The 22,678-nt window shown below is 70.4% G+C and carries 20 protein-coding genes; 13 read left to right on the top strand and 7 right to left on the bottom strand.

Going from position 1 to position 22,678, the window contains the following annotated elements:
• Position 1 precedes the first annotated feature (1 nt).
• From ABZX22_RS22415 to ABZX22_RS22370, 10 genes are all read left to right on the top strand, one after another.
• Positions 2–754: a YebC/PmpR family DNA-binding transcriptional regulator gene (locus ABZX22_RS22415; RefSeq protein ID WP_354912154.1), complete on the top strand. Its 753-nt coding sequence runs from the start codon at positions 2–4 to the stop codon at positions 752–754.
• A gap of 45 nt (positions 755–799) precedes the next feature.
• Positions 800–1,948 carry a GNAT family N-acetyltransferase gene (locus tag ABZX22_RS22410; RefSeq protein ID WP_354912151.1) on the top strand — a complete coding sequence of 383 codons (1,149 nt, stop codon included), beginning with the start codon at positions 800–802 and terminating at the stop codon, positions 1,946–1,948.
• A gap of 130 nt (positions 1,949–2,078) precedes the next feature.
• Complete coding sequence (gene ruvC / locus ABZX22_RS22405; RefSeq protein WP_354912148.1) at positions 2,079–2,606, top strand: crossover junction endodeoxyribonuclease RuvC; 528 nt, start codon at positions 2,079–2,081, stop codon at positions 2,604–2,606.
• Positions 2,603–3,223, top strand: coding sequence for a Holliday junction branch migration protein RuvA (ruvA, locus tag ABZX22_RS22400; RefSeq protein WP_354912145.1), 621 nt, complete (start codon positions 2,603–2,605; stop codon positions 3,221–3,223). The genes ruvC and ruvA overlap by 4 nt, the downstream gene beginning before the upstream one ends.
• 46 nt (positions 3,224–3,269) lie before the next feature.
• Entirely contained in the window at positions 3,270–4,286 is a 1,017-nt protein-coding gene (gene ruvB / locus ABZX22_RS22395; protein ID WP_354912142.1) for a Holliday junction branch migration DNA helicase RuvB, read from the top strand.
• A 298-nt stretch (positions 4,287–4,584) separates the two neighbouring features.
• Entirely contained in the window at positions 4,585–4,950 is a 366-nt protein-coding gene (gene yajC / locus ABZX22_RS22390) for a preprotein translocase subunit YajC (RefSeq protein ID WP_354912500.1), read from the top strand.
• Between the two features lie 41 nt (positions 4,951–4,991).
• Positions 4,992–6,806 (top strand): protein translocase subunit SecD, encoded by a 1,815-nt coding sequence (gene secD / locus ABZX22_RS22385; protein WP_354912139.1) that lies wholly within the window; start codon positions 4,992–4,994, stop codon positions 6,804–6,806.
• Between the two features lies 1 nt (position 6,807).
• A complete protein-coding gene (gene secF, locus ABZX22_RS22380; RefSeq protein WP_354912137.1) occupies positions 6,808–7,815 on the top strand; it encodes a protein translocase subunit SecF in 1,008 nt (335 codons plus the stop codon).
• A gap of 132 nt (positions 7,816–7,947) precedes the next feature.
• Complete coding sequence (locus tag ABZX22_RS22375) at positions 7,948–8,469, top strand: adenine phosphoribosyltransferase (RefSeq protein WP_354912135.1); 522 nt, start codon at positions 7,948–7,950, stop codon at positions 8,467–8,469.
• Between the two features lie 176 nt (positions 8,470–8,645).
• On the top strand, positions 8,646–10,841 hold the full coding sequence (locus ABZX22_RS22370) for a bifunctional (p)ppGpp synthetase/guanosine-3',5'-bis(diphosphate) 3'-pyrophosphohydrolase (RefSeq protein WP_354912132.1): 2,196 nt from the start codon (positions 8,646–8,648) through the stop codon (positions 10,839–10,841).
• Here the strand turns inward: ABZX22_RS22370 and ABZX22_RS22365 are convergent.
• From ABZX22_RS22365 to ABZX22_RS22350, 4 genes are all read right to left on the bottom strand, one after another.
• Positions 10,819–11,865 (bottom strand): hypothetical protein, encoded by a 1,047-nt coding sequence (locus tag ABZX22_RS22365; RefSeq protein ID WP_354912130.1) that lies wholly within the window; start codon positions 11,863–11,865, stop codon positions 10,819–10,821. The genes ABZX22_RS22370 and ABZX22_RS22365 overlap by 23 nt on opposite strands.
• Entirely contained in the window at positions 11,862–12,917 is a 1,056-nt protein-coding gene (locus ABZX22_RS22360) for a TOMM precursor leader peptide-binding protein (protein WP_354912127.1), read from the bottom strand. Before ABZX22_RS22360 ends, ABZX22_RS22365 begins: the two co-directional genes overlap by 4 nt.
• A 326-nt stretch (positions 12,918–13,243) precedes the next feature.
• Entirely contained in the window at positions 13,244–14,494 is a 1,251-nt protein-coding gene (locus tag ABZX22_RS22355; protein WP_354912125.1) for a DUF349 domain-containing protein, read from the bottom strand.
• A gap of 37 nt (positions 14,495–14,531) precedes the next feature.
• The gene (locus ABZX22_RS22350) at positions 14,532–15,386 is read right to left on the bottom strand and encodes a peptidylprolyl isomerase (RefSeq protein WP_354912123.1); all 855 of its coding nucleotides are present in this window, start codon (positions 15,384–15,386) and stop codon (positions 14,532–14,534) included.
• 140 nt (positions 15,387–15,526) lie between these two features.
• Here ABZX22_RS22350 and ABZX22_RS22345 point away from each other — a divergent pair, with 140 nt between their 5' ends.
• Genes ABZX22_RS22345 through aspS form a run of 3 tightly spaced genes read left to right on the top strand, consistent with a single transcriptional unit; the run spans position 15,527 to position 19,199 of the window.
• Positions 15,527–16,207, top strand: coding sequence for an MBL fold metallo-hydrolase (locus ABZX22_RS22345; RefSeq protein WP_354912120.1), 681 nt, complete (start codon positions 15,527–15,529; stop codon positions 16,205–16,207).
• Positions 16,207–17,466, top strand: a complete 1,260-nt coding sequence (gene hisS / locus ABZX22_RS22340; protein ID WP_354912118.1) for a histidine--tRNA ligase — start codon at positions 16,207–16,209, stop codon at positions 17,464–17,466. The genes ABZX22_RS22345 and hisS overlap by 1 nt, the downstream gene beginning before the upstream one ends.
• Entirely contained in the window at positions 17,463–19,199 is a 1,737-nt protein-coding gene (aspS, locus tag ABZX22_RS22335) for an aspartate--tRNA ligase (protein WP_354912115.1), read from the top strand. The genes hisS and aspS overlap by 4 nt, the downstream gene beginning before the upstream one ends.
• Before the next feature lie 67 nt (positions 19,200–19,266).
• Here the strand turns inward: aspS and ABZX22_RS22330 are convergent, their stop codons facing one another.
• From ABZX22_RS22330 to ABZX22_RS22320, 3 genes are read right to left on the bottom strand one after another with little or no spacing between them, the layout of a single operon-like run.
• Positions 19,267–20,460, bottom strand: a complete 1,194-nt coding sequence (locus tag ABZX22_RS22330) for a cytochrome P450 (protein ID WP_354912113.1) — start codon at positions 20,458–20,460, stop codon at positions 19,267–19,269.
• Positions 20,453–21,664, bottom strand: a complete 1,212-nt coding sequence (locus ABZX22_RS22325; RefSeq protein WP_354912110.1) for a cytochrome P450 — start codon at positions 21,662–21,664, stop codon at positions 20,453–20,455. Before ABZX22_RS22325 ends, ABZX22_RS22330 begins: the two co-directional genes overlap by 8 nt.
• Positions 21,665–21,718: 54 nt before the next feature.
• The gene (locus ABZX22_RS22320; RefSeq protein ID WP_354912107.1) at positions 21,719–22,609 is read right to left on the bottom strand and encodes a peptidylprolyl isomerase; all 891 of its coding nucleotides are present in this window, start codon (positions 22,607–22,609) and stop codon (positions 21,719–21,721) included.
• Positions 22,610–22,678: the final 69 nt, after the last annotated feature.

Here is a 22,678-nt window from a genome sequence, read left to right as displayed (position 1 = left end):
CATGTCCGGCCACTCCAAATGGGCTACGACGAAGCACAAGAAGGCCGCGCTCGACGCCAAGCGCGGCAAGCTGTTCGCGAAGCTCATCAAGAACATCGAGGTGGCGGCCAGGACCGGTGGCCCTGACCCGGATGCCAACCCCACCCTCTTCGACGCCATCTTCAAGGCGAAGAAGAACTCGGTGCCCAACGACAACATCGAGCGCGCCCGCAAGCGTGGCGGCGGCCTCGAGGCGGGCGGCGCCGACTGGCAGACCATCATGTACGAGGGCTACGCCCCCGGCGGTGTCGCGGTCCTCATCGAGTGCCTGACCGACAACCGCAACCGCGCCGCCTCCGAGGTCCGCGTCGCGCTCACCCGCAACGGCGGCTCGCTGGCCGACCCCGGTTCGGTGGCCTACATGTTCAACCGCAAGGGTGTCGTGATCGTCCCCAAGGACGGGCTGTCCGAGGACGACGTGCTGACCGCGGTGCTCGAGGCGGGCGCCGAGGAGGTCAACGACCTGGGCGAGTCGTTCGAGGTCGTCTCCGAGGCCGGTGACCTGGTGCCGGTGCGCAAGGCGCTGCAGGAGGCCGGCATCGACTACGACTCGGCCGAGTCGAGCTTCCTGCCGACGCTCAACGTCCCGCTCGACGAGGACGGCGCGCGCAAGGTCTTCCGCCTCATCGACGCGCTCGAGGACAGCGACGACGTCCAGAACGTCTACGCGAACTTCGACGTCAGCGACGACATCATGGAGAAGCTCGACGCCTGAAAACGGCTCGCGGCGGATGTTCCGCAGTGCGTAGGTTGACCTGCTGTGGAAATTCGTGATCTGAGCCCGGACGACCTCGACGCCGTCCTCGACACCCGCAAGCGCTCCTTCGGCCCGTTGCCCGCCGACCTCGCCGACAACTGGCGCGCACTGGCGCTGGCCACCCTGGAGCAGGGACGCTTCCTCGGCGTCTTCGACGGCTCCAGGGTCGCCGCCGCCGCGCGCCTGCCCGGTTTCACCCAGTGGTGGCACGGCAGGCCGCAGCCGATGGCCGGGGTGGCGGGCGTGGTCGTCAACCCCGAGGACCGCGGACGCGGCGTGGGCAGGCGGCTCATGCGGGCCGTCCTCGGCAGGGCGGCCGAGCTGGGCGAGGCCGTCTCGGCCCTCTACCCGGCCACCACGCCGATCTACCGCTCGCTCGGCTGGGAGCACGCGGGCGCCGAGAACGCGGTGACCCTCGCTCCCGAGGCGCTGCGCACCATCGGCCCGGCCGAGCAGGTCAAGCTGCGCAGGATGGGGCCCGACGACGTCGCCGAGGTGATCGCCATCCTCGGCCGCGTCCACGCCGCCAACCGCGCCAGCGGGCCCATCTGCTGGGACGAGGCCGCCTGGCGGCGCTACCTCGACGAGGATGACGACTTCCGCTACCTGGCCGACGACGGGTTCGTCGCCTACCGATGGGACGGGGGCGACATCGCCGTCGACAACCTCGTCGCCGGCTCGGAGGCGACCGCCCGCGCGCTGTGGGCCATGGTCGGCACCTCCTCCTCGATCGCCAAGAAGGTCACCGCCGTGGTCGCGCCGAACGACCCCGTGCTGTGGCTGGTGCGCGAGCGGGCCAAGGAGCAGGTCAAGCAGACGAGGTGGATGTTCCGCGTCGTGGACGTGGCCGAGGCGATCGCCAGGCGCGGCTTCCCGTCGGTGGTCTCGGCGCACGCCGTGATCACGGTCGACGACCCCGAGCGCCCCGCCAACAGCGGCACGTGGCGGCTGGAGATCTCCGGCGGCTCCGGTACGGCCGGCACCGCCACGGGGCGGGGGCCGCGCTTCACCGTCAACGGCCTGTCGGCGCTGTACGCCGGGATCCCGACCTCGACGCTGCGCCCGGCCGGCCTGCTGTCCGGCCCGGAGGAGTTCGACGAGGCGCTGGACGCGGCGTTCGCCGGCACGCCGTACATGATCGACTACTTCTGATCGTCCGGCGCAGGCCCGCGCCCGCCGGGGGCGGCGCCGTGGAGCGAGGCGTGTTCGCCGTGCGCCGCCCGCCCAACCAGGGTAGAGTTCGCTGCCGAACAGATGTTCGGCAGCGAATGGAGGGCGGGCCGTGCGGGTGATGGGCGTCGACCCAGGGCTGACCAGATGCGGCCTCGGGGCCGTCGAGGGCCGCCCGGGCGCGCAGCTCAAGCTCGTCGCCGTCGGCGTGGTGCGCAGCTCCGCCGACGACGAGCTCGGCGCCAGGCTCGTCGGCATCGAGCGCGGCATCGAGCAGTGGCTCGACGACGTGCGGCCCGACGCGGTGGCCGTCGAGCGCGTCTTCGCCCAGCACAACGTCCGCACCGTGATGGGCACCGCGCAGGCGGCGGGCATCGCCGTACTGTGCGCCGCCAGGCGCGGCCTGCCGGTGGCGCTGCACACGCCCTCGGAGGTCAAGGCCGCCATCACCGGCAGCGGCACCGCCGACAAGAAGCAGATCGGCACCATGGTCACCAGGCTGCTGCGGCTGGCGGAGATGCCCAAGCCCGCCGACGCGGCCGACGCCCTCGCCCTGGCCATCTGCCACGTGTGGCGCGGCGGCACCCAGAACAGACTGGCCGAGGCGCTGGCCAAGGCATCGAGAGGACGTGCGCTGTGATCGCGTCGGTTTCCGGGGTCGTGGCGGCCGTCGCGCCCGACTCGGCGGTGATCGAGGTCGGCGGGGTGGGTGTGCTGGTGCACTGCACACCCGGCACGCTGGCCACCCTGCGGGTCGGCGAGCCCGGCCGGCTGGCCACCTCGCTGGTCGTCAGGGAGGAGTCGCTCACCCTGTACGGCTTCGCCACCGACGACGAGCGCACGGTCTTCGAGCTCGTCCAGACGGCCAGTGGCGTGGGCCCGAAGCTGGCCCTGGCCATGCTGGCCGTCCACACGCCCAACTCGCTGCGCGTCGCGGTCGCCTCGGCCGACCTCAAGGCGCTGACCCGGATCCCCGGCATCGGCCAGAAGGGCGCCCAGCGCATCGTGCTGGAGTTGAAGGACAAGCTCGGCACGCCCGAGGAGGCGGTCAACGCCGCGCTCAACGGCGACGCCGCCCTGCCGTTGTGGCGCGAGCAGGTCCACTCGGGTCTGGTCGGCCTCGGCTACTCCACCAGGGACGCCGACGAGGCGATCGCGCTGGTGGGTCCGCAGGCCGACGCCGAGGTGGCCGCGGGCCGGCAGCCGCAGGTGGCGGTGCTGCTCAAGGCGGCGCTCAGGGCGCTGAGCGTCCGATGAGGCAGGCGGTGGCGGGAAGCGGGCGCCCCGGCGGCGGGGAGAGGGCATGAGCATCGAACGTGACCTGGTCTCGCCCGACGCCGAGGGCGACGAGCTGCAGATCGAGGCGGCGCTGCGGCCCAAGCGCCTGGCCGACTTCATCGGCCAGGCGCGCGTGCGCGAGCAGCTCTCGCTGGTGCTGGAGAGCGCGCTCAAACGGAACCGGCCGCCCGACCACGTGCTGATGAGCGGCTCGCCGGGGCTGGGCAAGACCACCTTGGCCATGATCATCGCAGCCGAGCTCGGCGCCCCGCTGCGGATCACCTCGGGCCCGGCCCTGGAGCGCGCCGGCGACCTGGCGGCGATCCTGTCGACGCTGACCGAGGGCGAGGTGCTGTTCATCGACGAGATCCATCGGATGGCCCGCCCCGCCGAGGAGATGCTCTACCTCGCGATGGAGGACTTCAGGGTCGACATCATCGTCGGCAAGGGCCCCGGCGCCACCGCCATCCCGCTGGAGATCGCGCCCTTCACCCTCGTCGGCGCCACGACCAGAGCGGGCCTGCTGCCGGCGCCGCTGCGCGACCGGTTCGGTTTCACCGCCCACATGGACTTCTACGAGGTCGCCGAGCTCGAGCAGGTGCTGCGCCGCTCGGCCGGGCTGCTCGGCGTGACGCTGCCCGAGGAGGGCGCCCACGAGATCGCCAGGCGCTCGCGCGGCACGCCCCGCATCGCCAATCGGCTGCTGCGCCGGGTGCGCGACTTCTCCGAGATCCGCTCCGACGGCGTCATCACCCGCGACGTCGCCTCGGCCGCGCTCAACCTCTACGAGGTCGACGCCGAGGGCCTCGACCGGCTCGACCGGGCGGTGCTCGGCGCGCTGCTGCGCAAGTTCGGCGGCGGCCCCGTCGGGCTGTCGACGCTCGCCGTGGCCGTGGGGGAGGAGCCGGAGACGGTCGAGGTGGTGGCCGAGCCGTTCCTGGTGCGCCAGGGGCTGCTGGCCCGCACGCCGCGCGGGCGGGTCGCCACCACCGCCGCCTGGCTTCACCTGGGCCTCACCCCTCCGCCGGAGGCGCCCTTCTGACCGAGACGCCCGCCGCCGGGCCGGGATGGCAGGACCCGGCCGCCGGGAACGCCACGAAACGGCGCGGTCACAGAACGGTTGCAAGCATTGCGAATTGGGAACTTCCCCGCGCGCCGAATCGCTGCCTCGTTGCCGGGTTTCGCAACAACCGCCTACACTCCGTGGCTTGGCTGGCTGTGTAAGCTGATGGGCTGAGCGGCGCGGCCCCTCGACGCAACGCATGGAATTTCCGGCTCGACGCCGGTGTCATCATCTTGACAGACGATGGAAGGTCGCCCTCGTGGACTCAGCAACGCTTATGAACATCCTGCCGCTTGTGCTTCTGGTGGTGGTGTTCTACTTCCTGCTCATCAGGCCGCAGCGCAAGCGGCAGCAGGAAGCCGTTCAGATGCAGAACTCGCTCGCGCCCGGCGCCCGTGTGATGACCACCACCGGCCTGTTCGCCACCGTGGTGGCTGTTGACAACGAGGACGTCATCCTGGAGGTCGCTCCCGGCGTCGAGACCCGCTGGGTGAAGGCCGCCATCGGTCGGGTCGTCACCCCCGTCGCCGATGACAAGCTCGCCGCGACGGCGCCTGAGACGACCGAGACGAAGGAATCCGCCGTAGCCGACGAGCCGGTCGACCGCAACGACGACGAGGACACCAACAGCAAGAAGTCCTGACCAGCTTGCGGCCGACCCCTACCTGAAAGAACAGACGACCAGTGGCCCGACCGACCAGCGGCCAGAGCAAGCCGGGGCGCACGCTCCTGGTGCTTCTGGCGCTCATCTTCGCCATGGGCGGGGCGATGTTCCTGCAGCCGGCGTTCACGCCGAAGCTCGGACTCGACCTCGCAGGTGGCACGACGGCGACACTGTCGCCGATCACTCCGAACGGCTCTCCCCCCTCTGAAGAGAGCCTCAACCTCGCCGTCAACATCATCCGTGACCGGGTGAACGGCACCGGAATCTCCGACGCGGAGGTCGCCAAGTCGGGCGACAACATCGTCATCTCGGTTCCCGGCGCAGGCAAGGACGAGGTCATCAAGCTGGTCGGCACCACGGCGGAGCTGCGCTTCCGCCAGGTCCTGGCCGCCGAGGCGGCCCAGCCGCAGCCGAGCACCATGCCCACCCAGGCGCCGACGCCCTCGGGCTCAGGACAGCCTTCCACGCAGCCGAACGGGCAGTCGTCCGACCGGCCTTCCACGCAGCCGAGCGCCCGCACCTCGGCCAACGCGCCCACACCCAGCGCCTCTCCGACGGGCAAGGCCCTGTCGTCCGCGCTGACCTCGCCCAACCCCTCGCCCTCCGCCGCTGCGACCGGCGAGCGGAAGAGCCAGAACCAGGACCAGAACAAGGGCCAGGACCAGAACAAGGGCCAGGACAAGGGCCGGAACGCCAAGGCGACCCCGTCCGCGACGCCGAGCGCCCAGCCCAGCGCGCCGACCCAGGACTCCGCGCTGGCCGGCATCGACCCCGCGCTGGTCAAGCAGTACAACGAGCTCGACTGCGCCAAGAACAAGCAGCAGGGCGTCCAGGACGACCCGAGCAAGCCGTACGTCACCTGTGACGCCGACGGCACCGCCAAGTACATCCTCGACAAGGCCAGGGTCGTCGGCACCGACATCGACACGGCCAGCGCCGGCGTGCAGCAGACCACCGGCCAGTGGGTCGTGCAGCTCAACTTCAAGAGCAAGGGCGCCACGGCGTGGTCGACCCTGACCACCGAGGCCTACCAGGCCCAGCCGCCGCGCAACATGGTCGCCGTGGTCCTCGACGGCGTGGTCATCACCGCGCCGAACATCAACGAGCCCATCCCCGGCGGCCGGGCGGAGATCTCCGGCGGCTTCACCCAGCAGACCGCGACCGCGCTGGCCGACCAGCTGAAGTACGGCGCGCTGCCGCTGAAGTTCGTGCGCAGCTCCATCGACACGATCTCCTCCACCCTCGGCCAGGACCAGCTGCGCGGCGGCCTCATCGCCGGCGCCATCGGTCTCGGCCTGGTGGTCATCTACTCGCTGCTGTACTACCGCGGCCTCGGCGTGGTCGCGGTGCTGAGCCTCCTGATGGCCTCGGTCATCACCTACGAGGCGGTGGTGCTCCTCGGCACCTACGCGGGCTTCAGCCTGTCGCTGCCGCACATCATCGGTCTGGTGGTCTCGATCGGCATCACAGCCGACTCCTTCATCGTCTACTTCGAACGCATCAGAGACGAGATGAAGGAGGGCAGACGCTCGCTGCGCGCCGCCGTCGAGGTGGCGTGGGTGCGCGCGCGGCGGACGATCCTGATCGCCGACGCGGTCATGTTCATCGCCGCCGTGGTGCTCTACTTCCTGGCCGTCGGCGGCGTCGCCGGCTTCGCGTTCGCGATGGGTCTGACCACGCTGATCGACGTGGTCGTGGTGTTCCTGTTCACCAAGCCGTTCATCGCGCTGCTGGCGAGGTTGAAGTTCTTCGCCAAGGGGCACAAGCTCTCCGGTCTCGACGCCGAGCGCATGGGCCCGGAGACTGTTCGTTCGACCACTCCGCAGGAGGCCTGACATGGGACTCGGGCGTCGCCTCTACCGTGGCGAGATCGACGTCGACTTCGTCGGCCGCCGGAAGCTGTGGTACAGCCTTTCGGCCTTCCTGCTGCTGTTCTCCGTCGCCGGCCTGATCTTCAGCGCCGCCACCCATGGCAGCGCGCTCAACCTGGGCGTGGAGTTCAAGGGCGGCTCGGTGTTCTCCTTCGCCGCGCCGCAGGCCGGCATCGAGAAGGTCCGCGAGACCATGACCGAGGCGGGCGTCCACCAGCCGATCGTCCAGCAGGCCGGCGGTAGCTGGCGGGTGACCACCGAGACCCTCGACGAGGCCAACCTGTCCAGGGTGCAGCAGTCCGTCGCCAAGGACCTCGGCGTCGACCCCGCGCAGATCTCCATCACCTCGATCGGCGCCTCCTGGGGCGGTGAGGTGGCCACCAAGGCCTGGCTCGGCCTCGTGGTGTTCATGTTCGCGATCATCCTGTATCTGAGCATGGCCTTCGAGCCGAAGATGGCCTTGGCGGCGATCGTCGCGCTGCTGCACGACCTGGTCATCACGGCCGGCATCTACGCGTGGTCGGGCTTCGAGGTCACCCCTGCGACCCTGCTGGGCTTCCTCACCATCCTCGGCTACTCGCTGTACGACGCGGTCGTCGTCTTCGACATGATCAAGGAGGTCACCGCCAAGCTCGGCACGACCTCCAAGAAGACCTACACGATGGCCGCGAACGACGCGCTCAACCACACGCTGATCAGGTCGCTGAACACCTCGCTGGTGGCCATCCTGCCGGTGGCGGCGATCCTGTTCATCGGCACCACGCTGCTGGGCGCAGGCACGCTGAAGGACCTGTCGCTCGCCCTGTTCGTCGGCATGCTGGTCGGCACGTACTCCTCGCTGTGCGTGGCCACGCCGCTGCTGGTGACGCTGAAGGAGCGCGAGCCGAAGTACCAGGCGATCGCCAAGCGGCTGGCGTCCACCGGCGGGGGCAAGAGCGGCGGCGCCAAGCGGCCCGCCACCGCCAAGAACTGACCGCTCGACGCTGGGCGCCGCCCCCGTCCCTTCTCACGGGACGGGGGCGGCGTCGTGCCGGGCGGCCGGGGTGTGGGATGGTGGTGCGTCCGACAGGCGGACGCACCGGACGGAGAGGAAAGAGAGCCCGACGTGAGCGAGCTGAGCCAGCTGATCCTCGAGCGGATCAGGGACGTCAACGACTACCCGAAGCACGGGGTCGTGTTCAAGGACATCACCCCTCTGCTCGCCGACCCGCAGGCGTTCACCGCGGTGGTGGACGCGCTCGCCGGCTGCTTCCCCGGTGTGGACAAGGTCGTCGGCATCGAGGCGCGCGGCTTCATCCTGGCCGCTCCCGCCGCCTGCCGCGCCGGGGCGGGGTTCGTGCCGGTCCGCAAGAAGGGCAAGCTGCCCTCCACCACCCTCGAGGCCTCCTACGAGCTGGAGTACGGCTCGGCCACCATCGAGGTCCACCAGGACGCCTTCGGCCCCGGCGACCGGGTCGTCATCGTCGACGACGTGCTGGCCACCGGCGGCACCGCCGAGGCGACGGTGGAGCTGGTCAGGAGGGCGGGAGCCGAGGTCGTCGGCGTCGCCGTCCTGATGGAGCTGGCCTTCCTGAAGGGGCGCGAGCGGCTGGAGGGTGTCGACCTGAGGGCGCTCGTGATCGTGTGATGGGCGACCGGCCGACGCGCGGGTGACATGGCTGGATACACTGAGGGATCTGGACTCGAACGTGAGGAGTCTGTGTGCCCCGTGAGGTAGTCGTGCCCGACGCCACCGACGCCGGTAGTTCCGAAGGGATGTCCGGCGCTCCAGCGGCGCGTCGCCGACGGTTTGGGGGTGGGGCCATGAATCCGGTGCTGGAGCCGTTGTTCCGGACGGTCCGCGCCACCCATCCCAAGGCGGACCTGCGCCTGATCGAGCGTGCCTACGACGTGGCCGCCTACCACCACCGCGACCAGAAGCGGAAGAGCGGCGACCCCTACATCACGCACCCGCTGGCCGTGGCGACGATCCTGGCCGAGCTCGGCACCGACGACGAGACGCTGTGCGCCGCCCTGCTGCACGACACGGTCGAGGACACCGCCTACAGCCTGGACGAGCTGCGCGCCGACTTCGGCGACAAGATCGGGCTGCTCGTCGACGGCGTCACCAAGCTGGACAAGGTCAAGTTCGGTGACGCCGCGCAGGCCGAGACCGTGCGCAAGATGGTCGTGGCGATGTCGCGCGACATCAGGGTGCTGGTCATCAAGCTCGCCGACCGCCTCCACAACATGCGCACGATGCGCTACCTGCCGGAGCACAAGAGGCAGCAGAAGTCCCGCGAGACGCTGGAGATCTTCGCCCCGCTGGCCCACCGCCTGGGCATGAACACGATCAAGTGGGAGCTCGAGGATCTCGCGTTCGCGATGCTCTACCCCAAACGCTACGACGAGATCGCCCGCATGGTCTCCGAGCGGGCCCCGCGCCGCGACCTGTTCCTGCAGGAGGTCATCGAGAAGGTCTCGGCCGACCTGCGCGACGCCAGGATCCGCGCGGTGGTCAAGGGCAGGCCGAAGCACTACTACTCGGTCTACCAGAAGATGATCGCCCGCGACGTGGCCTTCGACGACATCTACGACCTGGTGGGCATCCGGGTCCTGGTCGACTCGGTCCGCGACTGCTATGCGGCGCTCGGAACGATCCACGCGCGATGGAACCCGGTGCCCGGCCGGTTCAAGGACTACATCGCGATGCCCAAGTTCAACATGTACCAGTCGCTGCACACCACGGTGATCGGCCCCGAGGGCAAGCCGGTCGAGCTGCAGATCCGCACGCACGCGATGCACCACAGGGCCGAGTACGGCGTGGCCGCCCACTGGAAGTACAAGGAGGAGGCGGGCAGCCCCGGCCCTGCGGGCAAGGTCAAGCCGGGCGGCGACATGGCCTGGCTGCGCCAGCTGCTCGACTGGCAGAAGGAGACCTCCGATCCGGGGGAGTTCCTGGAGTCGCTGCGCTTCGACCTGTCGGTGTCGGAGGTGTACGTCTTCACCCCGCGCGGCCAGGTGGTGGCGCTGCCCGAGGGCGCGACGCCGGTCGACTTCGCCTACGCCGTCCACACCGAGGTGGGTCATCGGTGCATCGGGGCGCGCGTCAACGGCCGCCTGGTGCCGCTGGAGTCGCGCCTGGGCAACGGCGACACCGTGGAGATCTTCACCTCCAAGTCGCCCGACGCGGGTCCCTCGCGTGACTGGCTGAAGTTCGTCAAGTCGGGCCGCGCCCGCAACAAGATCAGGCAGTGGTTCTCCAAGGAGCGCCGCGAGACCGCGATCGAGGCGGGCAAGGAGGCCATCGGCAGGGCCATGCGCAAGCAGGGGCTGCCGCTGCAGCGGCTCATGTCGGGCGAGGCGCTGCTGGCGCTCGCCCGCGACCTGCGCTACCCCGACGTCTCGGCCCTCTACGCGGCCGTCGGCGAGGGCCACGTCGCCGCGCAGACGGTCGTGCAGAAGCTCGTCACGTCCATCGGCGGCGTCGACAGCGCCGAGGAGGACATCGCCGAGGTCTCGCTGCCGACCAGGCTCAGTCGCCGTCCCAGGGGCGGCGGCGGTGCCGGCGTCGTCGTGGCGGGCGACTCCGACGTGTGGGTACGGCTCTCGCGCTGCTGCACCCCCGTGCCGGGCGACGACATCGTCGGGTTCGTCACCCGCGGCCACGGCGTGTCGGTGCACCGCTCCGACTGCACCAACGTGCAGCAGCTCAAGGAGCAGCCCGACCGCCTCGTGGAGGTGACGTGGGCGCCCAACGAGGACTCGGTGTTCCTGGTGGCGATCCAGGTGGAGGCGCTCGACCGGCCCCGCCTGCTGTCCGACGTCACCCGCACGCTGTCCGACCAGCACGTCAACATCCTGTCGGCGTCGGTGACCACCTCCCGCGACCGGGTGGCGGTCAGCAAGTTCACCTTCGAGATGGGCGACCCCAAGCACCTGGGTCACGTGCTGAAGGCGGTGCGCAGCATCCAGGGCGTCTACGACGTCTACCGGGTCAGCGGAGCCTCTGGCGGATGAACACCCACAGGTAGAGCCCCCAGCCGAAGGCGACGATCGCCAGCGTGAGCAGCGGCTGCACGGACGTGCCGAGTTCGGCCACGGCCTGCCGGCACACCGCGATCGTGATGGGCACGGTGTAGCCGAGCAGGAAGGCCAGTCCGAGCACCCGGCCGGCGATGACGAACCAGGCGTAGATCCGCACCGAGCGCGGCGCCTGCCGGTGCCGCCGCCGCAGGTAGGCCTGGGCGTCGGCCATGAGGTTCTTGTTGCCGGTGGCGTTGGCGAAGGCGTAGTAGACGTCGGTGCGCATGAAGAACAGGAACTGCCAGACGATCTGCGAGGCGCAGATGACCATCACGAGGCGGGCCACGGCGTTCTCGGTGACGTACAGCGCGCAGGCGGCTGCGGAGACCAGGAACAGGTCGGTCCGCATGCCCGCCAGGTGCGCGCGGTAGCGGGCCCGGCGGGGCAGCCGCCAGACGCCGGTCACGTTGGTCTGGACGACGAGGAACTGCAGGCGGGTGCCTAGCGACAGCTCGGCTCGCACGCCCAGCGAGCGGGCGGCCAGGATGTGGCTGAGCTCGTGGACGAAGACGAGCACCCACGAGCCCACGGCGAACGACAGGGTGAACGCGAGGCTGTTCGACCACACCAGGCCCGACATGCCGGACACGATGCGCGGTTCGGCGACGACGGCCGCGACGGCGCACAGCGCCAGCAGCCCGACGAGGGCGTCGGCGACGGGAGAGAAGAGCAGGCGCACGTGCTCCGGCCGGACGCGGTCCCAGGGGCTGGGCGGCAGCTCGGGTTCCTCGAGCAGCCCCATGCTCTCCAGACCGCCGACGAAGGCCGCCACGTCGACGTCCGTGCCGTGGCGCGCCAGCACCTCCTTCCTGACCTCCTCGACCGTCCTGGAGCCGTCCAGCAGCGCCAGCACCTTGGCGGCGATGCCCGGCACGTTGACGAACCGCGCGCCGTTGCCGACCACGTAGTCGTCGGGACCGTCCTCGACCACGCTCAGGAAGCTCAGGTCGGGCCTCATCCGCAGACCTCGCACCCGGGCAGGCGTTCGAACGGGTGCGCGGTGGTGCTCAGGTCGAGCAGGTCGAGGTGCACGGTCCTGCCCTCCAGGGCGGGCGCTCCCGTGCCGGTCAGGTGGCGGACGATCTCGGCGGCCAGCAGGCCGGAGACCGCCGCGCAGAGCGGGCCGAAGGCGGGGACGGTCCGGCCGGCGTTGTCGGCGGTGGGCAGCTCGGCCGTGCCGTACGGCTCGGCCAGCCGGCGTTCCCTGCAGGTCAGGCAGCCGGTTCTGCCCGGCACCACGAGGGGGCCGACCAGGCCGACGTGCTGGTTGAACCCGCCGGTCACGAACGGCACGCCCGCCTGCACGCAGGCCTGGTTGACCCAGCGGCGGATGTGCGGCTGCGGGGTGTCGACGGTGTTGACCACGAAGTCCTCGCCCGCGGCGGGGACGTCGGCCGCCCCCTGGATGCGGCGCCGGATCTCGACGATCTCGGCGTCGGGCTGGTGGGCGCGCAGCCGGTCGGCGGCCGCGGCGACCTTGGGCCTGCCGACGTCGGCGGGGGTGTAGAGGTGCTGGCGGTGCAGGTTGGACGGCTCGACCTGGTCGTCGTCGACGAGCGTCAGCCGCCGCACGCCCGCGGTGACCAGCTGGACGGCGACCGCGCCGCCGATGGCGCCGGCGCCCAGCACGGTGACCCGCCGGGCGGCCAGGTCGCGCAGGGCGGTGACCGCCTGGCCGGCGGGATGGAACATCGACAGGAACAGCGCCTGCCGGGACAGCCGGTCGTCGGCGGTCAGCGCCGCCAGGTCGGTCTCGGTGACCAGGAGGCGGGCGGCGAGCAGGCGGTCGATCGCGGCGTCTATTTCGCCGGGAGTGACGCCGTCGAGCAGCGGGTAAAGTTCTTGTCTCGATCGTGGACGCCGGGCGCAGAGCCGGAACAGCTCGCGTAGCGGCTTTTCCGCCGGTGACAGGATGCGGCCCGTGGGCGGAAAGTCGCCGAGCCTGACCTGTTCCCGTGAATCGTCGACGAACAGAGGGAAAGCCGGATTCACCTGAATCCGTTCGAGCATGGGCGGGGCTCCGTGAGAGGTGGTGTGGGGCCTCCACCGAGGCCCCACGGACGGGTTTCAGCAGCTGTTGCTGTTACCGGTGGTCTCTACCTCTTCGACGGGCTTGATCTCGATTGTCATCTTGACCCCTTTCGCCGATATCTGCGAGTCCCATGATCGTAGGAACCCGCGGCGAAATATGGGGAGGCCCAATGACCCTGCGTGACCGCTTTTCGCGGAAAAAGCACCGACTCCATTCGGGGACGGAGAACGGGAATGCCGGCTTGTCAGAAAAGAACCGATAAAAAGGCTCCGGGTGGCGTACCACCCGGAGCCTCCGGCAGGGATCAGCTGAACTCGGCGAGCGTGCGCTCGGCCTCCTCCAGCCACGAACGGCGGGCCGCCAGCGCCTCCTCGGCGTCCTTGACCTCCTTGGCGCGCCCGGCGGCCTGGGCCTTGCCGAGCTTCTTCTCCAGCTGCTCGATCGAGGTGCGCAGCTGGTCGACCGTGCTCTGGGCACGAGCCCTGGCCTCGGGGTTGGAGCGCTTCCACTCCGCCTCCTCGGCCTTGCGGACCGCCTCGTCGACGCGCCGCAGCCCGCCCTCCAGCCGGTCGCGCTGCTCGCGCGGCACGGGACCGACGGCCTCCCAGCGCTCGAGCAGCGTGCGCAGCGCGGCCCGGGCGTGGCGGTGGTCGGTCACCGGCAGGATCTTCTCCGCCTCGACCAGCAGCGCCTCCTTGGCCTCCGCGTTGGCCGCCAGCGAGGCGTCACGCTCGGCGAAGACCGCGGAACGGGCCTGGAAGAACTGGTCCTGAGCCGCCTTGAACCTGGCCCACAGCTCGTCCTCGGCCTCGCGCGAGGCCCGGCCGGCCGACTTCCACTGCTGCATGAGCTCGCGGTAGACGGCGGCCGTCTGGCCCCAGTCGGTGGAGTCGGCCAACGCCTCGGCCTCGACCACGATCCGCTCCTTGTAGGCGCGGATGCCCTCGCGCTGCTCGTCCAGCCCCGCGAAGTAGGCCTTGCGCCGCTTGGCGAAGGCCGTCCGGGCCGCCGACAGCCGCTTCCACAGGGCCGCCTCGGTGACGCGGTCGATGCGCTCGGCGGCCTTCCACTCCTCCACCAGCTGGCGCAGCCGCTCACCGCCCGACTTCCAGTGGGTGGTCTCGTCGGCGATGCGCTCGGCCTCGCCGACGATGCGCTCCTTGACCGCCTTGGCCTCGGCCCTGGCCAGGTCACGCGCGGCCTTGACCTCCTCGCGGCGCTTGGCGACCAGCTCGCTGAGCGCGTCGAGACGCGTGACCAGCGCGCCCAGGTCGCCTATGGCGTGGGCGTCGGCGACGGCCTCGCGCAGCTTGACGATGCTCGCCTCGGCCTGCGCAGGAGCCAGGTCGGTGCCCTTGACGCGCTGTTCGAGCAGCTGGACCTGACCGGCCAGCTCGTCGTACTTGCGGTGGAAGTAGGCCAGCGCTTCTTCGGGCTCACCGGCCTGCCAGGACCCGACGGCCCGCTCTCCCTCGGCCGTACGCACGTAGACGGTGCCGTCGTCGTCTACCCGGCCCCACGGGTCGGTGCTCACCGTGTCCTCCCGCACTCTCATCAGACCCTTCGGGACTACTGCCCCTAGTTGTATTACGTCAGCTCTTGGCAGAGATTGTCACGTCTTTGATTTCGACCGTCTCCTTGGGTGCGCCCGTGCCGTCCGGACCAGGAGTGATGACGCCCGCCTTGTTGACCTTGTCGAGAATGTCGAGACCCTTGGTGATGGTACCGACAGGCGTGTAGTCGGGGGTCAGCCCGATGTCGCCGTAGACCAGGAAGAACTGGCTGCCCGTCGTGCCGGGCTCGCTGGTCTTGGCCATGGCCATGACGCCGCGCTTGTAGGTGGCGCCTTCGAGGTTCTCCTCGGCCAGCCGGTAGCCGGGGCCGCCCTGGCCGTCGCCCTGCGCCTTGCCGTCGGCCTTGGCCGTCGGGTCGCCGCACTGCAGCATGGGGAACTGCGCGCTGCCCAGGCGGTGGCACTTGCTGCCGTTGTAGTACTTCTTGGCGGCCAGGTGCTTGAGCGAGTTGACGGTGCACGGGGCCTTGACGCCGTTGAGCTCGACGACGATGTCGCCCTGGCTCGTCTTGAGCGTCATGACCGCGTCCTTGGCCTCGGCCTTGGCCGGCGGCAGCCCGACGTCCTTGACCGTGCCGCTGGTGTCGGGCAGGTAGCCGCACTCGCCCGTCGCCGGGTCGAAGGGCTTGGGGCCGGCCGCGGCCGACGTGGAGGTGGAGGGCGCGGCCGACGGCGAGTCGGAGGCGGCGCTGTCGCCGCTGCCGCCGAGCAGGGCCACGGCGGCGATGACGCCGCCCACGACCACGAGGACGCCCACGGTGGATCCGATCACGGCGGTGCGCTTGGCCTTGGCTTCGCGTTCGGTGCGGCGCTGCATCTGCCGCTCGTAGTGCTCACGTGCCAGCTGACGCTGGCGGTCCTTGCCCGTGGACACCGCTTTTGCCTCCCTATCGAATCAACTGAGGTGGGCGAATCGTATCGGCCAACCGGTTATGGTTCGCAGCCCAGCGGCCAGCACCGGTACGCTTCGGTTACATTCTCATCCGCTTTCTTGACGAGACTCAGCCGAGGCAGATGCTCATCGCAGGCTTCCCCGCAGGGGCGTTCCAGACCAACTGCTACCTCGTGGCGCCGGCCGCCGGCGAGGAGTGCGTGATCGTCGATCCTGGCCAGGACGCCGTCGACGCCGTCGACGACCTGCTCCGCGAGCACCGGCTGAAGCCCGTCGCGGTCCTTCTCACCCACGGCCACCTCGACCACGTCTGGTCGGTCGCCCCCGTCTGCGGCGCGCGTGACATCCCCGCGTGGATCCACCCCGAGGACCGCCACCTGCTGAGCGACCCGGCCGCGGGCTGGTCGCCCACCTCCGGCCAGCTGTTCGGGGGCATCACGCTGAGCGAACCCGACGACGTGCGGGAGCTGTCCGACGGCGCCGTCGTCGAGCTGGCGGGGATGGAGTTCGTGGTCGACCACACCCCGGGCCATACCAGGGGGTCGGTGAGTTTCAGGCTGCCTCCAGAGGAGATCATGTTCTCGGGCGACCTGCTGTTCGCCGGCTCCATCGGCCGCTCTGACCTGCCGGGCGGCGACTACCCGACGATCCTGCGCAGCCTGGCCGCCAAGTGCCTGCCGCTGCCGGACGAGACGGTCGTCCTGCCGGGCCACGGACCGCAGACCACGATCGGCCGCGAGCGCGCGACCAACCCTTATCTCAAGGAAGCCGCGCCGCACGCCGGTCCCACACGAGGGATCTGATGACTTTCCAAGCACCCAAGGGCACCTTCGACTGGCTGCCGCCCCGCTCCGAGCGGGTCCTCGCCGTCCGGGAGACGCTCGTCGCCCCCGTACGGCAGGCGGGCTACGGCTACGTCGAGACGCCCGTCTTCGAGGACACCGAGTTGTTCAAACGCGGTGTCGGCGAGTCGACCGACGTCGTGTCGAAGGAGATGTACACCTTCCCCGACAAGGCGGGCAGGTCGCTGACCCTGCGCCCGGAGGGCACCGCCTCGGTCGTGCGCGCCGTCCTGCAGCACAACCTGCACACCGGCCAGCTCCCGGTGAAGCTGTGGTACTCCGGCAGCCAGTTCCGCTACGAACGCGCCCAGAAGGGCCGCTACCGCCACTTCTGGCAGGTCGGCGCGGAGGCGCTCGGCGCCGAGGACCCGGCGCTCGACGCCGAGCTGATCGTGCTGGCCTGGCGCGGTTTCCGCGACCTCGGCCTGCGCGAGGTCACGCTGCTGCTCAACTCGCTCGGCGACCAGGGCTGCCGCCCCGCCTACCGGGCCGCGCTGCAGGACTTCCTGCGCGCCCTCGACCTCGACGAGGACACCAGGGCCAGGATCGAGATCAACCCGCTGCGCGTGCTCGACGACAAGCGCCCCGAGGTGCAGGAGCAGCTCACGGGGGCGCCGCTGGTCATCGACCACCTGTGCGAGGCGTGCAAGGCCTACCACGAGGAGGTCCGCGCCCTGCTGACCGCCTGCGAGGTGCCCTTCACCGACGACCCGCGCCTGGTGCGCGGCCTCGACTACTACACCCGCACCACCTTCGAGTTCGTCCACGGCGGGCTCGGCTCGCAGTCGGCCGTCGGCGGCGGCGGGCGCTACGACGGGCTCAGCGAGATGCTCGGCGGCCCGTCGCTGCCCAGCGTCGGGTGGGCGCTCGGCGTCGACCGCACGCTGCTGGCGATGGAGGCCGAGGGCCTGCTCGGCGACGAGGCCGGCGGCCGCGTCCAGGTGTACGGTGTCCCGCTGGGCGATGAGGCGCGCCGCCGGATGTTCCTGCTCGTCGAGGAGCTTCGAGGGGCGGGCCTGTCGGCCGACATGGCCTTCGGCGGCAAGGGGCTCAAGGGCGCGATGAAGGGCGCCGACCGCTCGGGCGCCCGCTTCGCGCTGATCCTCGGAGAGCGTGACCTGGCGGCGCAGGCCGTCCAGGTGAAGGACCTGACCACCGCAGAGCAGACCGAGGTGCCGCTGGCCCAGGTCGCCGATGTTTTGAAGGGAAAGCTGCAGTGATTCGCACGCACAAGGCCGGCGAGCTCCGTAAGGAGCACGCGGGCCAGCAGGTGACGCTCGCGGGCTGGGTGGCCCGCCGTCGTGACCACGGCGGGGTCGTCTTCATCGACCTGCGTGACGCCTCGGGCTCCGCGCAGGTGGTCTTCCGCGAGGAGGACGACGCCCACGGCCTGCGCAGCGAGTACTGCGTGAGGGTGGTCGGCGAGGTCAGGATCCGCCCCGAGGGCAACGCCAACCCCGATCTGCCCACTGGCGAGATCGAGGTCGTGGCCGACTCGGTCGAGGTGCTCAGCGAGGCCGCGCCGCTGCCGTTCCCGATCGAGGGCGGCACGGGCGTGGCCGAGGAGGTCCGCCTGCGCTACCGCTACCTCGACATCCGCCGCCAGCAGGTCGCCAACGCGATGCGGATCCGCTCCAAGGCCACCTACCTGGCCAACGAGGTGATGAACGAGCACGGCTTCGTCTACGTCGAGACGCCGACGCTGACCCGCTCGACGCCCGAGGGCGCCCGCGACTTCCTGGTGCCGGTGCGCCTGCAGCCGGGCAACTGGTACGCCCTGCCCCAGTCGCCCCAGCTGTTCAAGCAGCTGCTGCAGGTGTCGGGGCTGGAGCGCTACTACCAGCTGGCCAAGTGCTACCGCGACGAGGACCTGCGCGCCGACCGGCAGCCCGAGTTCACCCAGATCGACATCGAGATGTCCTTCGTGGACCAGGACGATGTGATCGCGGTGGGCGAGGCGCTGATCGCGCGGGTCTGGAAGGAGATCCTCGGCTACGAGATCCCCATGCCGCTGCCGCGCATGCCCTACGCCGAGGCGATGGCCCGCTACGGCTCCGACAAGCCTGACCTGCGCTTCGGTCAGGAGCTCGTCGACATGACGGAGTACTTCGCGAACACCACCTTCCGCGTCTTCCAGGCCCACTACGTCGGCGCGGTGGTCATGCCCGGTGGTGCGTCGCAGACCCGCAAGGAGCTCGACGCCTGGCAGGAGTGGGCCAAGTCCCGCGGCGCCCGCGGCCTGGCCTACGTGCTGGTCCAGGAGGACGGCACGCTCGGTGGCCCCGTCGCCAAGAACCTGTCGCCCAACGAGGCCGCGGGCCTGGCGGGCAAGGTGGACGCCAAGCCGGGTGACGCGATCTTCTTCGCCGCCGGTCCCCGCAACACCTCGCGCGACCTGCTCGGCGCGGCCCGGCTCGAGATCGGCCGCCGCTGCGGCCTGATCGACGAGTCGCAGTGGTCGTTCCTGTGGGTCGTCGACGCGCCCATGTTCGAGGAGGACGGCGAGGGCGGCTGGACCGCGGTCCACCACCCCTTCACCGGGCCCAAGCCCGAGTGGGCCGACAACTTCCAGGAACACCCGGGCGAGGCGCTGGCCTACGCCTACGACATGGTCTGCAACGGCATGGAGATCGGCGGCGGCTCCATCCGTATCCACCGGGCCGAGATGCAGCAGCGCGTCTTCGACGTGCTCGGCATCAGCAAGCAGGAGGCCGAGTCGAAGTTCGGCTTCCTGCTGGAGGCGTTCAAGTACGGCCCGCCGCCGCACGGCGGCATCGCCTACGGCTGGGACAGGATCTGCATGCTCCTGGCGGGCGGCGAGTCGATCCGCGACGTGATCGCCTTCCCGAAGACCGCCTCCGGCTTCGACCCGCTGACCGGCGCGCCCACGCCGATCACCGTCGAACAGCGCAAGGAGGCGGGAGTCGACGCCAAGCCGAAGGACGAGGCGTAGGAACCGGGCGACCGCCCGCGGAACGAGCCGGTGGCGTGGCCGAGGCCGCGCCACCGGCTCGCCGGCGTCAGAACCGGACGGGCAGCGCGGCGAGGCCGCGCACGACCGAGCCGGTCAGCCGCCAGCTCAGCTCCTCCTCGGCGCAGCCCAGCGCGAGGCCGGGCAGCCGGTCGAGCAGGGTGCCGATGGCGATCTGGCCCTCCATGCGGGCCAGCGGCGCGCCGAGGCAGAAGTGGATGCCGTGGCCGAAGGCCAGGTGCCTGGTGTCGGCGCGGGTGATGTCGAGCGTGTCGGGCGCCGCCACGACCGCGGGGTCGCGGCCCACCGCGCCGAGCGAGATGTGCACCATGGCGCCCCGAGGGATGCGGGTGCCGGCGATCTCGAGGTCCTCGGCGGCGAAGCGCGGGGTCGAGCGCTCGACGGGCCCGTCGTAGCGCAGGAACTCCTCGACCGCGTTCGGCAGCAGCTCCGGCCTGGCGCGCAGCAGCTCGAGCTGGCCGGGGTTGCGCAGCAGCGCGAGCACGCCGTTGCCGATCAGGTTGACCGTGGTCTCGTGGCCGGCGATCAGCAGCAGGCTGAGCGTGGAGAGGAGCTCCTTTTCGGTCAGCTCGTCCTGGGACACCAGCGCGCTGATCAGGTCGTCGCGCGGCGCGGCCCTGCGCTGCTCGGTCAGGTCGCGGAAGTAGCCGGTGGTCGCCCTGGCCGCCGCCCTGCGCCGTTCGACCTCGTCGGGTTCGAAGGTGGGGTTGACCAGCAGGGCCGACCATTCGCGGAACAGGTCGCGGTCCTCCGGCGGCACGCCGAGCAGCTCGCAGATCACGATGATCGGCAGCGGGAAGGCGAACGCGTCCAGCAGCTCGGCCCTGCCGCCGGCGAAGGCGTCGATCAGCTCGTCGGTGATCTGCTGGACGCGCGGGCGCAGCTCCTCCACCCGGCGCGGGGTGAAGGCCTTGGAGACGATCCTGCGCAGCCGCGTGTGGTCGGGCGGGTCGGAGGAGAGCATGTTGGCGTCGAAGAGGAGATCGTCCTCGGTGGCGATCGCCTTGAAGTAGTCGCCGAACCGCTGCATGTCCTTCGACAGGCGCGGGTCGTTCAGCGCGGCCCTGCCGTGCTCGTGATCGATGATCAGATAGGCCTCGAAGCCCGGCGGGAAGTCGATCGGGAAGACCGGTCCCTCGCCTCGTAAGGGGGCGTAGACGGCGTAGGGGTTCCTGCTGAACTCGGGGGTGAACAGGAACTCGAAGGGCAGCTTGTCAGGCACGCGGGCCACCCTGGATCGTGACCGGGAGGGCGGTCAGCGAGCGCAGGATGGAGCCGCTGAAGCGCCAGCTCAGCTCCTTCTCCTCGCAGCCGAGCGCGAGGCCGGGCAGCCGGGTGAGCAGCGAGCCGAACGCGATCTGGGCCTCCATGCGGGCCAGTGGCGCGCCGAGGCAGAAGTGGATGCCGTGCCCGAAGGCGACGTGCCGGTTGTCTTCGCGCGTGACGTCCAGCGCGTCGGCGCGCTCGAAGGCCTGGGGATCGCGGCCCGCCGCGCCGATCGAGACGTGCACGAAGCTGCCCTTCGGGATCTGCGTCCCGGCGATCTCCATGTCCTCGAGCGCGATGCGGAAGGTGCCGCGCTCCACGGGCGCGTCGAAGCGCAGGAACTCCTCGACCGCGTTCGGCAGCAGGTCGGGCCTTTCGCGCAGCAGCTCGAGCTGGTCGGGGTTGCGCAGCAGGGCCAGCATGCCGTTGCCGATGAGGTTGACGGTCGTCTCGTGGCCGGCGATCAGCAGCAGCGCCAGCGTCGACAGCAGCTCCTGCTCGCTCAGCTCGGTGCTGGTGACCAGCGCCCCGACCAGGTCGTCGGTGGGGGTGGCGCGCCGCTGGGCGATCAGCTCCCTGAAGTAGGCGCGCAAGGCGTCGCCGGCCTCGTCGCGCTGCCTGGCCAGCTCCTCGTCGAAGGCCGGGCGGACCAGCGCGCCCGACCAGTGGCGGAAGTCGGCCCGGTCGCTGTCGGGGATGCCCAGCAGCTCGCAGATCACGATGATCGGCAGCGGGAAGGCGAAGGCGTCGATCAGCTCGATCGTGTCGCCCTCGAAGGCGTCGATCAGCTCGTCGGTGATCTGCTGGACGCGCGGGCGCAGCTCCTCGATCCTGCGCGGGGTGAACGCCTTCGACACCAGCCGCCGCAGCCGCGTGTGGTCGGGCGGGTCCGACATCAGCATGTTGTCGGCCAGCACGGGATTGTCCTTCGCGATCGCCTCGCGGAACCAGTCAGGGCCGTTGGCCGGACTCTTGGACAGGCGCGGATCGTTCAGCGCGGGCCTGACGTGCTCGTGGTCGATGATCACGAACGAGGACGCGCCGGGCGGGAAGTCGATCGCGTGGACGGGCCCCTTCGCCCGGAGCTCGGCGTAGACCGCGTACGGGTCGGTGCTGAACTCCGGGGAGAGGAAGAACTCGAACGGAAGTTTGTCGGTCACAGCCTCCAGCGTGCCCCTGCGTGGCGGGCGGCGGCGGCGTTGTGACCTGAATCACTAGGAGAAGCGCACGTCCTTGATCACGACCGGCTTCTTCGGCGCGGTGGTGCCGCCGTCGCCGGTGATGTCGTTGGGGTTGACGATCAGGTCCTTCTCGGTCTTGGCGAGGCCCAGCATCATCTCCATGCCCTTGCTGACCGTGCCCAGCACGCCGTACTCGGGGGAGACCTGCGTGTTCTCGTTGGACAGGGAGATGGCGAACTGGCTGCCGTTCTGGCCCGCGGCGCCCGACGGCTGGGTGACGAACACGACGCCCTGGTTGTACGGGATGCCGACGTTCTCGTCGCCGTAGGTGAAGCCGGACGAGCCCTGACCGTCGGTGGGGTTGACCCCGTCGGCCTTTGCCAGCGGGTCGCCGCACTGCAGCAGGTGCACGCCCGCGGCGTCGGGCGTGACAAGGCGCTGGCACCTGGTGTTGTCGTAGAAGTTCTTCTTGGCCAGGAAGGCCAGCGCGTTGACCGTGCACGGCGCCTGCTCGGTCATGAGGTCGATGACGATCTCGCCGCGGTTGGTGACGATCGTCATCTGCTTGAGCTTCTTGTTGGGCCGCTTGCCCGGCAGGCCGACGAACTTGGTCGGGATGGCCGGGTCGTTCTGCTTCTTGTACTCGCAGGTCACCGGCCCCGCCGACGCCGTCGGGCTGGCCGAGGGCACCGCGGGGACCGAGGTGCTGGCCTTGGGGGAGGCGGAGGCCTCGGCCACGGGCGTGGCGTCGCTCTTGCCGATCATCGTGGTGGCCGCGACGATGCCGCCCGCCACGAGCACCACCGCGACGCCCGCGCCGATGAAGGTGTTGCGCCTGGCCTTGGCCGCCTGCTCGGCCGCACGCTGCGCCTGCCGCTCCTTGTGCTCCCGCGCCAGCTCGCTCTGGCGGTCGTCGCCGCTCACCGGTATTTCCTCCACGTTTGCCGACACATGACCAAACTGCTCCGCGCATGCTATCGGGGTTGGGAATGT

It is taken from the genome of Nonomuraea sp. NPDC003804 (assembly GCF_040610675.1).
Classification (GTDB): Bacteria; Actinomycetota; Actinomycetes; order Streptosporangiales; family Streptosporangiaceae; genus Nonomuraea.
Note: the sequence above shows the minus strand (reverse complement) of the source record. Positions and strands in the feature narration are given on the sequence as shown.